Origin of the sequence: Flavobacterium pectinovorum (assembly GCF_006438875.1) — a bacterium.
GTDB lineage: Bacteria > Bacteroidota > Bacteroidia > Flavobacteriales > Flavobacteriaceae > Flavobacterium > Flavobacterium pectinovorum_A.
Map to the genome: position 1 here is coordinate 94210 of NZ_RCZH01000001.1, position 13106 is coordinate 107315.

A 13106-nucleotide genomic window follows, 5' to 3' on the forward strand; every position below is an offset into this window, starting at 1 on the left:
GGATTAAACGGGTTTACACGGATTTTTTATTAGTTGACGAATTACCACCATCTTGTCATCCCGAGGAACGTGGGATCTCCGCAAGTAGCTCGACAAAGATTGGCGATTTTGATTGGGTTAGTTACTTGCGGAGATTGCTACGCCAGTTCGCTATCGCTCGTGTCCTCGTTCCTCGGGATGACAAAAATGCGCAGACTAAATTTAAGCGTGAACCTTTGTCAAAGTTTAATTAAACCTTGACAAAAGGTTTTATAAGAAAGAAAATCGGTGTAAACCCGTTTAATCCATCAAATCCGCGGGCAAAAAAACAGTTTTTTTTATATCAAAAACCAATTTGATATAATTATTTTATATCACTAATAAAGAAAATCTAGATCTATACCATCGTTTTATTGCAATAACTTGCTTTTTCAAAATCCTTAATATTAATGGAAATTACTGGAACTTCAGGAAGAATAGCATTCAGTTTAGAAACAATTGCTTTAGATAATTTGGCTTTTTGATCTGTATTTCGACCTTCCATTATATATGCGAAAACATGAATAAAATCGTCCAGAGAATTACCGTTATTATAATAAGCAAAAGGATTGATGCGAACTTTAATTTCAGAAGCATCAAAAAGATCAGTTGATGATGCCGAATTAAAAACCTCTTGCATTATATCATCTGCAGATTTTAATCGGATTACGTTTTCAGAACAATCAATAACAAAATGTGGCATGAGTATATAGGTTTAGATTAGAGAAAAATTTAACTCTAACAAAATTATAAAAACATTCCGTTGATTGCTTGTAAAACCTTTTTTTATAAAGGTTATTATCTCAAAATTTTGTTATGATTTTTAATAATTTATAAAATAATGGGACTTCATAAATAATTCAATTTTATAGCATGACTTTCTTATATTTGTAAGTCTTATATCTTTACTCAGCTTGAAAAAATATTTTCTATTTCTAATAATTGTTCTTGTCAATCTACCTGCTTATTCATTGGATAGTACAGATACTATTTTGGCGCAGCTAAACATGGCTCTGAAAAACAAGGAACGCTATGTTCAGTTAAAAGAAGAGCGTATTTTGAACTTCAAGAAAATCAAATCTGATAATTTAACCAAAGAGCAGGAGTATAATTACAACAAGACCTTATATACAGAATATCTAAAATTCAATTCAGATTCGGCTATTCAGTACGTCAAGAAAAATCTGAAACTTGCAGATCAACTTCAAAATAAAGATTTAAAAGATCTGGCAAATCTTGAATTAGCAACACTTTATTCTTCTTCCGGAAAATATAGAGAATCAGAAGCGATTTTAAAAGCAATCAATAAAAAGCAATTGTCAGCAGAAGTTCTGCCGGAATATTATGAAGCTTATCGCGAATTTTATGAGCATTATGTAGCTAATAGTTACGACATAAAATACATCAAGCAAATTGCAACGTATCGCGATTCATTATTGACGGTATTAAATCCTGAGACGCTGAAATATAAAATCAATGTGATTCAGCGAAATATTCATCACAAGCAATTTGGTATCGCCCAGAAAAAATTGATGCGTTTATTAGAAACAGCAAATCAGGATGATGTGCAGTACGCAATGATTGGATATCTCTTGGGAAGTATATACGAAACCACACATCAATTAGAATTAAGAAAGAAATACTACGCACTTTCAGCTTTATCAGATATAAAACATGCTATAAAAGACAATGCATCTTTGCAGGAATTAGCTTTGGTTTTTTATGAAATTGGCGATGTCGATATGGCATACAAACTAACACAATCTGCTATTGCCGACGCTTTGTATTGTAATGTACAATTTCGAACCTTGCAAATGTCTGAGGTATATTCGATTATTAATACCGCATATTTAGAAAGAGAAGCCAAAAGAAAAATGCAATTGCAAATGTATCTTTTATGCATCAGTATTTTGACAGTATTTTTGATTGTGGCGATTATTTATGTGTACAAACAAATGAAGAAAGTATCCCGAATTCGTGGTGAGCTTTTTATAACAAGTCAAAAATTAGCTGAATTAAACAAAGATATTACTGAAACTAATAGTCAATTACAGGAACGTAATGCACAATTATCAGAGTCTAATCATATTAAGGAAGAATACATTGCGCATTTCTTTAATTTATGTTCAACGTATATCAACAAATTAGAAAATTATCGGATTATATTAAATAAGAAAGCGCAAGCCAAACAATTTGACGAAATTTATAAAATCTTAAAATCAACAACTTTAGTTGATAATGAATTGGAGGAATTGTACAAGAATTTTGATATTATATTCCTGAATTTATATCCAACTTTCGTAAAAGATTTCAATGCGTTGCTAATTGCTGAGGAACAAATCGTTTTAAAACAAGGAGAATTGTTAAATACAGAGCTTCGTATTTTTGCTTTAATCCGTCTTGGAATTACTGACAGCGTAAAAATTGCAGCATTTTTAAGATACTCTTTAAGCACAATTTATAATTATCGCACAAGAGCAAGAAATAAAGCGGCAGTTTCCCGAAATGATTTTGAAGAAATGGTCATTAAAATTGGCTTAATTACCTTAAAAATCTAAATATTTTTTTTAAAACTACTACTTTTTTTGATGATTATTTTTGATTAAATAATTGATTGTAAGTAATTTAGTTTTTTATTTCACTACTTTTTTTCGTTTAAAAATTCAACACGAACTATAACGTTTTAGCTTTACAATATTATTAAAGGTGTTTTCGAGAACAGCAACCTTTAATTATAATCAAATGCTTTAATAAATTAATAGTTATGTTTAAAAACGTTAAAACAATTGTTGTTTTACTTTTGTTAGCCTCTTTCGGTGTGAATGCACAGAATAAAGTTCCGGTTTATCTAGATGATAAAAAGTCAATTAATGAACGTGTAGAAGATGCGCTTTCTAAAATGACAACTGATGAAAAAATCGCCATGATTCATGCGCAATCAAAATTTAGTTCGCCAGGTGTACCACGTTTAGGAATTCCGGAAAACTGGATGACTGACGGACCACACGGAATTCGTACTGAAGTTAAATGGGATGAATGGGATCAGGCTGGCTGGACAAATGATTCTTGTATTGCATTTCCGGCGTTAACGGCACTTTCTGCAACCTGGAACAAAGAATTATCTTCTTTATACGGAAAATCGATCGGAGAAGAAGCAAGATATCGTAATAAAAATGTATTGTTAGGACCTGGAGTTAATATTTACAGAAGCCCATTAAACGGTCGTAACTTCGAATATATGGGAGAGGATCCTTTCCTGACTTCAAAAATGGTAGTTCCTTATATTAAAGGTGTACAGTCAAACGGAGTTGCAGCTTGTGTAAAACATTTCGCTTTAAACAATCAGGAAACAGGCCGTAATTCAGTAAATGTAATTGTTGATGATCGTGCTTTGTACGAGATTTATCTGCCAGCTTTTAAAGCTGCCGTTCAGGAAGGTGATGCATGGGCAATTATGGGATCTTATAATAGATACAAAGGACAACATTGTTGCCATAATGAGTATTTATTGAATGACATTCTTCGTGGAGAATGGGGTTTCAAAGGTGTTGTAATCTCAGATTGGGGAGGAGTTCATGATACAAAACAAGCGATTCATAATGGTTTGGACATGGAGTTTGGTTCTTGGACCAACGGACTTTCTTGGGGAACCAGTAATGCTTATGATAACTATTATTTAGCAAAACCATATTCGACTATGATTGCTAAAGGTGAAGTTGGAACTAAAGAATTAGACGATAAAGTACGTCGTATTTTACGTCTGTCTTTTTTAACTACGATGGATAGAAACAGACCTTTTGGATCTTTTGGAACTGCTGAACATGCTCAGGCAGGTTTGAAAATCGCCGAAGAAGGAATCGTATTACTTCAAAACAACAATAATATTTTGCCAATTGACCTTTCTAAAACTAAGAAAATTGCAGTTATTGGAGAGAATGCCATTAAAATGATGACTGTTGGTGGAGGAAGTTCTTCGCTTAAAGCAAGATACGAAATTACACCACTTGAAGGTTTAAAGAAAAGAATTGGCAATCAGGCTGCGATCGTTTACGCTCGTGGTTATGTTGGAGATCCAACAAGTAACTATAATGGAGTAGTGGCAAAAGTAAGCTTAGAAGACAAACGTTCTCCTGCTGAGTTAACTGCAGAAGCTTTAAAAGTAGCAAAAGATGCAGATATTGTTCTTTTTATTGGAGGTTTAAACAAAAGTGATAATCAGGATGCTGAAGGACATGATCGTAAGGAATTAGGTCTTCCATACGGTCAGGATCAGTTAATTGCAGAATTGGTTAAAGTAAATAAAAATGTGGTTTTTGTAAATATTTCGGGAAATGCTGTGGCAATGCCGTGGGTAAAAGAAGTTCCGGGAATCGTACAAGGTTGGTTTTTAGGTACAGAAGCAGGAAATGCTTTGGCTGCAGTTTTAGTGGGAGATGTTAACCCTTCTGGGAAATTATCTTTCACTTTCCCAGTAAAATTATCAGATAATGGTGCACATGCTTTAGGAGAATTTCCTGGTGGAGATGATGTTACGTACAAAGAAAGCATTTTTGTTGGATATCGTTGGGCTGACAAACAAAAAGCAAAACCATTATTCTCTTTTGGACACGGTTTAAGCTACACGACTTTCGAATACGGAAAAGTAACGGCAGATAAAAAACAAATGTCGGCTGGAGATCAAATTACATTTACTGTTAAAGTTAAAAACACTGGAAAACGTGAAGGTTCAGAGGCAGTTCAGCTTTATATCAGTGATTTGAAATCATCATTGCCACGTCCGATAAAAGAATTAAAAGGTTTTGAGAAAATTTCGCTTAAAGCGGGAGAAGAAAAAACAGTAACATTTACAGTTGATAAAACAGCTTTAAGCTTTTTTGATGATAAAAAACACGACTGGGTTGCTGAACCAGGAGACTTTGAAGCGATCATTGGTGCATCGTCTACAGACATAAAATCTAAAGTGGGTTTCTCACTTAAATAGTTTTTATTATTTCTAAATTGGTTGGTTGTAAAGCTGCAATTGTAAAAAGTTGCAGCTTTATTTTTTAGAAAATGTTTTATGGTTAAAAATTTTTACCATTAAGACATTAAGTTTCATTAAGCTTTGTGGTTACTGAGCTTAAAAGGGTTTTACCATTAAGAGATTAAGAAAATTAAGCTTTATGGTTACTAAGCTTATAAAAGACATTAAGGCATTCACGAGATTCAGCATTATGACTTAATTTTTCTTAATCTCTTAATGGTTCAAAAGAAAAAAATATTAATTGTTTAAATTAATTTAAATGAAAAAAATTGTGATTAGTGCTATGGTTTTGTTTTTAGCGCAAAACCTTTCGGCACAGACTTTAAATAAAATGCAATGGTTTAATGAACCTGAAAAATGGGAAATTAAAAACAATGCTTTGATTATGAATGTTACTGCCAATAGTGATTACTGGCGTATTTCGCATTACGGATTCACGGTTGACGATGCACCTTTTTATTACACAACTTATGGCGGAGAATTTGAAGCTAAAGTAAAATTAACCGGTAATTATATCGCTCGTTTTGATCAAATGGGGTTAATGCTTCGTATCGACGAGAAAAACTACATTAAAACCGGAGTTGAATTTGTTGACGGAAAATTTAATATAAGCACTGTTGTAACGCACGATAAAAGCGATTGGAGTGTTACGACTCTGGATAAAGCACCGCCATTTGTATGGATAAAAGTCGTGAGAAGATTAGATGCTGTCGAAGTTTTCTTTTCGTATGATGATAAAAACTATATTCTAACCAGAAATGCTCCATTACAAGATAACACACCGGTTATGGTAGGTTTAATGGCAGCATCACCAGACGGAAAAGGTTTTGAAGCTAAATTTGAAAATTTCAAAGTAACACACTTACCGGATCAACGCAGATTAGAGTGGCTAAAAAAACACGAAGAGTAATTGTTAATTATAAATTATTGATTGTTAATTATTAATGAAAAACAATCAATTGCAATCAGTAATTTATAATTAATAATCGACAACTAATCATTAATAACTAACCATTAACAATCAACAATCAACAATTAATATGATTGATATTAAACCCAAAAAACATTACGAAATTTTAGACGGCTTACGTGGAGTGGCCGCGATTTTAGTCGTTATTTTTCACATTTTAGAAGCTTTTAATGGAGGAAGCCGATTTAAACAAATTATCAATCACGGTTATCTTGCTGTTGATTTCTTTTTTCTATTGTCAGGATTTGTTGTGGCTTATGCTTATGACGATCGCTGGGGTAAAATGAATACCTGGGAATTTTACAAACGACGTTTAATTCGTTTGCAGCCTATGGTAATTATGGGAATGATCATTGGGGCAATTTTCTATTATTTTCAGGCTTCAAATCTCTTTCCGCAAATTGCAGGAATGGAAGCTTGGAAAGTGATTTTAACAATGGTTATCGGATTTACATTATTGCCAATTCCGCCTTCTTTAGAAATAAGAGGCTGGGGAGAAATGCATCCGTTAAACGGGCCGGCATGGTCTCTTTTCTTCGAATATATCGCTAATATTTTGTATGCATTATTCTTTCGTAAATTCTCTAATAAAGTCCTTGGAATCTTCGTTTTAATCTTCGCAGCAATGCTGATTAATTATACCGTTTTTGGACCAAAAGGAGACGTTATTGGCGGTTGGTCATTAAATCTGGAACAAATGAATGTTGGTTTTACCCGTTTATTATATCCGTTTTTTGCAGGAGTTTTACTTTCACGATTAGGAAAATTAATTCATATAAAAGGAGCTTTCTGGGTTTGCAGTATTATGATTGTTGTACTTTTTAGTATTCCAAGAATTGGAGACGAAAACAGTTTATGGATGAATGGTTTATACGAGTCATTTGTTATTATTCTTATGTTCCCGTTAATTGTTGCGATTGGAGCAGGAGGCGAAATAAAAAATGCGCTTTCGCTGAAAATATGCAAAGCATTAGGAGATATTTCATATCCAATTTACATCATACATTATCCATTAATTTATTGGTACACAGCATGGGTTATTGATAATAAGGTTCCATTAAAAGACGGTTACGTTATCGGAATCGGAGTTTTAGTTTCCAGCATTGTAATTGCTTATTTATGTCTGAAATTTTATGATGAGCCAGTACGTAATTGGTTGCAGAAAAGGTTCAAAGGTTCAAAGTAACAAAGGTTCAAAGCGACACAGGAAAAAAGCTTTGCCTCTCCGAATTTTTGAGCTTCTGAACCTTCAAAAAATCTTGAATTTCTAAATTTTGTTAGTTTATAGATATTCAAAAAAGGGATGAAATTTCATGTTTTCATCCCTTTTGTTTTTTTATAATTGTATGTAGGGATGCACAGCAGTGCATCTTTTTTTTTGCCACAGATTAAAGGATTAAAAATGATTTTAAATCCAGTGTTAATCTGTTGAACCCGTTAAATCCGTGGGCAAATATTGCGGTAGAGATGCACAGCAGTGCTTTTTTTTGCCACATACTGTACAATTAAGATTGTTTTTTAATTATATGTAAAAATCTGATTTATCTTTGAGAAGAAAATTTTAAACAACATCTCTGAGTCGCACTGCTGTGCGCCTCTACGGAATAAAAATGATAAAATGTCAAATTTAGACAATACGGATAATATGCCAATTTTTCAAAAGGCGGAACAAATTTTTAAACTTACAGAAGGACTGGTACATATTATTCCACAAGAAAACGAATTTTTGCAGGAAACAACTGTTCAGTTTATGTTGGAGAACGCCATGATTATTCCTGCTAAAATTGCTGGTGCAGAAGGTGGTGATTTATACGATTTACGTATGGAAAATGCGGCTATAATTCGCAAAGCTGCCAGAGAACTATATGTAATGACTGGAAGTTTGCGCTTTGAGGAAGGAATTACGGATAATGATTATATAGATTTATTACGAGATACAATTGATGAATTTCGATTACTTTTTATTGATTGGGTTGCAAGTTTTGATCAATGGAATTATATTAAAGATAGTTGGGGATTATTTAATCCACCAGGAGTAAACGCCCATGATAAAGATCCGGATGAAGATATTCCTTTTGATCCGAATGATTTCTTTGAATCAGATGATGAAGATGATAGTTTATAAATGAAACAAAAAATGGCTAAAACATTATTTATTTTCAGCCATTTTATATTTTTATAAGATTTATGTAGAGATGCACAGCAGTGCATCTTTTTTTTTGCCACAGATTAAAGGATTAAAAATGATTAAAAAAATCCGTATTAATCTGTAAAACCCGCTCAATCCGTGGGCAAATATTGCACTAAAAAAAGGTCCAAAGGGAAAAAACTTTGTCCCTCTGAACCTTTGCATCTTTGAACCTTTTTTAAAAAACTTATTCTAAAACCAATTGTCCTAAAGCTTCTTTACTGAAACCTTTCAATTGATCTGTTTTTCCTGCTTTAATTTTTGCAACCCAGCTTGGATCAGATAAAAGAGGTCTTCCAACAGCAACCAAATCAAAGTCACCTCTGTCGAAACGTCTGTTTAACTCTTCTAAAGAAGTTGGTTCAGAACTTTCTCCTGCAAAAGCACCAAAGAAATCTCCTGAAAGACCAACAGAACCAACAGTAATTGTTGGAGCTCCTGTTACTTTTTTGGCCCAACCAGCAAAATTCAAATCAGAATCTTCAAATTCAGGTTCCCAGAAACGACGTTGAGAACAATGTAGGATATCTACTCCGGCATCAACAAGTGGTGTAAGCCAGGCTTCTAGTTCTTGTGGATTTTTTGCCAGTTTATAATTATAATCAGAAGGTTTGAATTGAGAAAAACGCATGATAACAGCAAAATCGTTACCTACTTGTTTTCTAACTTCTTTTACCACTTCAATAGCAAAACGATTACGTTCCGGTAAAGTTTTTCCACCATAAATATCCGTACGCAAGTTAGTTTCGGTTCTAAAGAACTGGTCAATTAAATAACCGTGTGCACCGTGAATTTCGATCGTATCAAAACCTAATCTTTTAGCATCGGCGGCAGCTTTTCCAAAAGCAATAATAGTATCTTCAATATCTTTTTCAGACATTGTATTACCATTACTAAAATCTGGACGGTTTAAACCTGACGGACCTTCAAAAGGAACTGGCGGAACCCATCCTGAATGGTGATTGTCCATAATTCCCATATGCCAGATTTGTGGTCCCATTTGCCCTCCGGCAGCATGAACGCCATCTATAACTTTTTTCCATCCTTTAAGAGCTTCATCGCCATAAAAGTGAGGTACATTTGCATCGTTTGATGAAGAAGCTCTGTCGATTACAGTTCCTTCGGATAATATTAAACCAACTTCGCCTTCAGCTCTTTTTTGGTAATAAGAAGCTACATTGTCAGTTGGAACTCCGTTTGGAGAAAATGAGCGCGTCATTGGCGCCATTACGATTCGGTTTTTAAGATTTAACGTTTTTAAGTTAAATGGCGAAAACAGGTTGTTTGTACTCATAGTAATTTACAAATTAGATTGAATTAATTTACTGAGTGCTTCAAAGGCACCTTCGTTACGTTTATAATAGGTCCATTGTCCAACGCGTTTGGATTCTATAAATCCGGCACGCTGCAAAATAGACAGGTATTCAGAAACTGTTGATTGCGTAAGACCGGCTTTGGCTTGTATTTGACCAACGCAAACTCCGTGTTCAAATCCTGCATGTTGGAGCTGATCGGGAAAGTTTATTTCGGGTTCTTTTAACCACTCCAGCATTTGCAGTCTGGACTTATTAGATAATGCTTTAAAGATTTCTATATTTTCCATGGCGCAAATATATCGACTTTTCCCGATATACCAATTAAAGAAAAAATATTTAGCAAAAAATTAAGATAGTGGAAGTAAAAGAAGGGAAGTTTTAATAAAGAAAATTTATATTTGCTTACAATTAATCTCGCAAAGGCTCGAAGTTTTTAAGCAATAATTAAAATCGTATTGTTTGTCATTTCGACCGGAGGGAGAAATCACACTAGAAATTCCGTACAGTAAGGAGCCAACCTTTGTCGAGTTACGAGTGTGATTTCTCCCTCCGGTCGAAATGACAAAAAAATCAACTTTGCAAGATTAAAAAGCCCCAATTTATCTAAAAACATTAATTAAATTATGAAAAAAACTTTACTTATTTTAGGATTTTTATGTTGTGTAATAACCAGTTCAAAAGCTCAGGTTGTTGGAGTTGAAGTAGGAGATATTGCACCTGAAATTGATCTTCCGGATACAAAAGGAAACAATGTTGTACTTTCTTCTTTTAGAGGAGAATTAGTTTTAGTTGATTTTTGGGCTTCGTGGTGCGGACCATGTACAAAAGAACATCCGGAATTAATAAAACTGTACAATGCTTATCCTGATAAATTTGGAATTTACAGTGTTTCTATGGATACTAAAAAACCACTTTGGTTAGCCGCAATCGCAAAACAGAAACTTCCGTGGACACAAGTAAGTGACTTAAAATATTGGAAATCTCCAGTTGTAGCTGATTATATGCTTCAGTCTGTACCATTAAACTTTTTAATAGACAAAAACGGAATTATCCTGGCGAAAAATATTCACGGAAACGCCTTGAATGAAATGGTGAAGAGTCTATTAGAAAAGAAGTAATTTCTCTTTGTTTCAAGTTATTTTACCTTGAGAATTGTTCTCGTGATTACAATATTATCTTCTTATTAAAATTAAAAATATGATTCAAAAATCAATCTTATTGTTTTTTATTTTGTTTTCATTTCACAGCAATGCGCAAACGTTAAAAACTGTTACTAAATTAGAAACAACTCACCAAAAATGTTTAGATACTGGAATTGGAATGAGAAATTGTTCTCTTAAATATTTGAATCAATCAGATAGTTTATTAAATGTTGCGTATAAGAATTTAAGGTTAAAATTGAGTTCTGAAGAAAAAGCTGAATTAAAAAAAGAACAATTAATCTGGCTTAAGAAACGCGACCAATATTTCAAAAAAGCATATTCTGATACCAAGAAAAAAGGCTATTTTGAAGAAGGAAGTTTGGATTTTGAAATGGTAGTCTTTGATTTGCAGGCAGATTATGTTTTTGATAGAGTAAAGGAACTTATTAAGAAAATATAAATTTAAAATGGAATCAAAACTCAGTTTATCTGAATTCCGTACAAGATTAGTAAACAATACTCAAATTGGTTCCCCAAAACTAAAATTGAGTCCATTTAGTATTTTTACTATTTTTAATGGAACTTCAAAACCTTTTTATGGCCTTTTTGATGATAAAAGTTTTCGCTTGACACTGAATTCCACGATAAATCCAACATTTTTCATCATTAAAGGAAGGTATAAAATCCAAAATAGAGCACTTGTTGTCAATTATAATATTGAACCTTGTCCAAAGTTTTATTTAACTTGGATAAAATGGATCCCAATTTTTGTTGGAGGTGCAATGAATTTGTTATTATTCTTTTCTAAAGAAACGCCCAAGGAGGTCTATATGCTTGTGAATATTGTTATTGCACTTATGATTTTCTTTTCGCGATGGGATACAAAAGAGAAAAGAAAAAATATTGAGGAGAACTTTATTAAAATTTTTGAGATTATGGAATAGAACAAAACGTTTTGAGGTTGCTAAAATTTCAAAACTTTATGCTTTTTAATCCTTGTCAAAGTTTAAACCAACAGTTTAAGTAACCTGGACAAAGAGCCTATCTTAAAAGTTTAATCTGCGTATTTTTGTCAATTTCTGATCACGAGGCTTCGGGAGAGAAATCTTCGCAAGTAACTCCGCAATCTAAGACGATACTCTTTGTCGATCTTGTAACGGGGATTTCTCCTCCCTCGAAATGAAATATTGTGGCTATTTTGTGTGAAATATTTTTATTGAAACCTAAAACAAATTAATTTAAAATGGAATCAAAACTCAGTTTGACAGAATTCCGCACAAGATTAGTAAATAATACAGAAATTGGTTCTCTAAAAGAAACATTAGGACAAGTTAGAGTATTTCCTATAGTTGGAAAACCAAAATCCTTTTATGGACTTTTTGATGATAAAAGTTTTCGTTTGACAACAAACTCGGCAACGTCATCGACACCTTATATTATAAACGGAAAATACAAGAACATTAATAATACACTTAAAGTAGATTACGTTGTCGAACTAAACAATAAATTTCAGTTGCTTTGGACAAGATATTTTCCAATAGTTTGTATCATAGCAATTAATATATTTTTTCTTTTTTTTGCAAGAGGACTTAGAAGAGCGTCGACAATTGTTAATTTGTTTTTGCTTTTTATGGCTTTCTACTCAAGATGGAAGGAAGGGAAAAAGAGGAAGAATTTAGAGGAAAAGTTTCTTAGGATTTTTGAAATTAAATAAGGCAAATAAACGTTGAAGAAGATCTCTAATGACCAGTAAATTTCTTTTGAAAACAAGTGCCATAGCCCTGATGGAAGCGGCATCCTTTTGTGCTAGTCCCGAGGCTTCGGGAGCCACAAAAGATACAGCGGACAGCAGGAAACAGCTCCCTAAAATTTTTAGATAAATATTAAAAAGCAATCCCAAATTGAAAACCTACCGTAAACGTTGCCGGATGATCATTACCAAAACGAACGGGAAGTGGCACGGCAACAAAATAACTGCAATTGTCACTTTTTATGACCGTTTTATTAAGAACAGGCGTAAAACCATATCTTCCGCTGCTTTCAAATGCGGCTCTTCCGGCAAAAGTATAGCCATTGCCCAAAGCGACTAGAACTCCCGGATGAAACAATATATTGGTCACTTTATCATGACCATCTTCGGCTTTTATATTGGGAACAATCTCAAACGAGAAACCTATTTTTGAGCTTTTCCAAATGTTGATACCAGTGGGAAAACCCACGGCATAATAATCTCTAAAGTTCAAAGTAGTCTGTTCGTTACTAATCGTTACAATTGGATGCATGATTCCAAAATAACCCGTTATTTTAGGATAAGTAGTTTGAGCATAAAAGGATGTGCTTAATGCGAAAAAAGCAAGAATAAAAAAGCGTTTCAACAAGTTCATAATAGTTTGGTTTTATAAAAACAAAACTATAAAGACCCGAAAACTATAAATAGAACGCTATTTAC

General features: G+C 33.3%; 13 protein-coding genes. 9 read left to right on the top strand and 4 right to left on the bottom strand.

Annotated elements, in window-relative coordinates; translation table 11 throughout:
* Positions 1-376 precede the first annotated feature (376 nt).
* On the bottom strand, positions 377-721 hold the full coding sequence (locus EAH81_RS00410; RefSeq protein WP_140502255.1) for a 5-carboxymethyl-2-hydroxymuconate Delta-isomerase: 345 nt from the start codon (positions 719-721) through the stop codon (positions 377-379).
* A gap of 211 nt (positions 722-932) precedes the next feature.
* Here EAH81_RS00410 and EAH81_RS00415 point away from each other — a divergent pair, with 211 nt between their 5' ends.
* The 5 genes from EAH81_RS00415 (at position 933) to EAH81_RS00435 (ending at position 8136) form a co-directional block, all read left to right on the top strand.
* Positions 933-2576, top strand: coding sequence for a DUF6377 domain-containing protein (locus tag EAH81_RS00415; protein ID WP_140502256.1), 1644 nt, complete (start codon positions 933-935; stop codon positions 2574-2576).
* Positions 2577-2782: 206 nt separating this feature from the next.
* Positions 2783-4999, top strand: a complete 2217-nt coding sequence (locus tag EAH81_RS00420; RefSeq protein WP_140502257.1) for a glycoside hydrolase family 3 C-terminal domain-containing protein — start codon at positions 2783-2785, stop codon at positions 4997-4999.
* A 301-nt stretch (positions 5000-5300) separates the two neighbouring features.
* A complete protein-coding gene (locus tag EAH81_RS00425; protein ID WP_140502258.1) occupies positions 5301-5951 on the top strand; it encodes a DUF1349 domain-containing protein in 651 nt (216 codons plus the stop codon).
* 130 nt (positions 5952-6081) lie between these two features.
* Positions 6082-7197 carry an acyltransferase family protein gene (locus EAH81_RS00430; protein WP_140502259.1) on the top strand — a complete coding sequence of 372 codons (1116 nt, stop codon included), beginning with the start codon at positions 6082-6084 and terminating at the stop codon, positions 7195-7197.
* Positions 7198-7629: 432 nt separating this feature from the next.
* Positions 7630-8136 carry a hypothetical protein gene (locus tag EAH81_RS00435; RefSeq protein WP_140502260.1) on the top strand — a complete coding sequence of 169 codons (507 nt, stop codon included), beginning with the start codon at positions 7630-7632 and terminating at the stop codon, positions 8134-8136.
* 250 nt (positions 8137-8386) lie between these two features.
* Here EAH81_RS00435 and EAH81_RS00440 read toward each other — a convergent pair whose 3' ends face one another.
* Together EAH81_RS00440 and EAH81_RS00445 are read right to left on the bottom strand one after the other, a co-directional pair.
* Positions 8387-9493: an NADH:flavin oxidoreductase gene (locus tag EAH81_RS00440; RefSeq protein ID WP_140502261.1), complete on the bottom strand. Its 1107-nt coding sequence runs from the start codon at positions 9491-9493 to the stop codon at positions 8387-8389.
* Between the two features lie 6 nt (positions 9494-9499).
* Positions 9500-9802 carry an ArsR/SmtB family transcription factor gene (locus EAH81_RS00445; protein WP_041518777.1) on the bottom strand — a complete coding sequence of 101 codons (303 nt, stop codon included), beginning with the start codon at positions 9800-9802 and terminating at the stop codon, positions 9500-9502.
* Between the two features lie 336 nt (positions 9803-10138).
* Between EAH81_RS00445 and EAH81_RS00450 the strand changes: the two genes are divergently transcribed.
* From EAH81_RS00450 to EAH81_RS00465, 4 genes are all read left to right on the top strand, one after another.
* A complete protein-coding gene (locus tag EAH81_RS00450; RefSeq protein ID WP_140502262.1) occupies positions 10139-10633 on the top strand; it encodes a TlpA family protein disulfide reductase in 495 nt (164 codons plus the stop codon).
* A gap of 79 nt (positions 10634-10712) precedes the next feature.
* Positions 10713-11117 carry a lysozyme inhibitor LprI family protein gene (locus EAH81_RS00455; protein WP_140502263.1) on the top strand — a complete coding sequence of 135 codons (405 nt, stop codon included), beginning with the start codon at positions 10713-10715 and terminating at the stop codon, positions 11115-11117.
* Between the two features lie 7 nt (positions 11118-11124).
* Positions 11125-11601: a hypothetical protein gene (locus EAH81_RS00460; RefSeq protein WP_140502264.1), complete on the top strand. Its 477-nt coding sequence runs from the start codon at positions 11125-11127 to the stop codon at positions 11599-11601.
* A gap of 299 nt (positions 11602-11900) precedes the next feature.
* Positions 11901-12371 carry a hypothetical protein gene (locus EAH81_RS00465; protein ID WP_140502265.1) on the top strand — a complete coding sequence of 157 codons (471 nt, stop codon included), beginning with the start codon at positions 11901-11903 and terminating at the stop codon, positions 12369-12371.
* 169 nt (positions 12372-12540) lie between these two features.
* On the opposite strand, the gene EAH81_RS00470 is transcribed toward EAH81_RS00465, so the two are convergent.
* Positions 12541-13041 (bottom strand): hypothetical protein, encoded by a 501-nt coding sequence (locus EAH81_RS00470; protein WP_140502266.1) that lies wholly within the window; start codon positions 13039-13041, stop codon positions 12541-12543.
* Between the last annotated feature and the right edge of the window lie 65 nt (positions 13042-13106).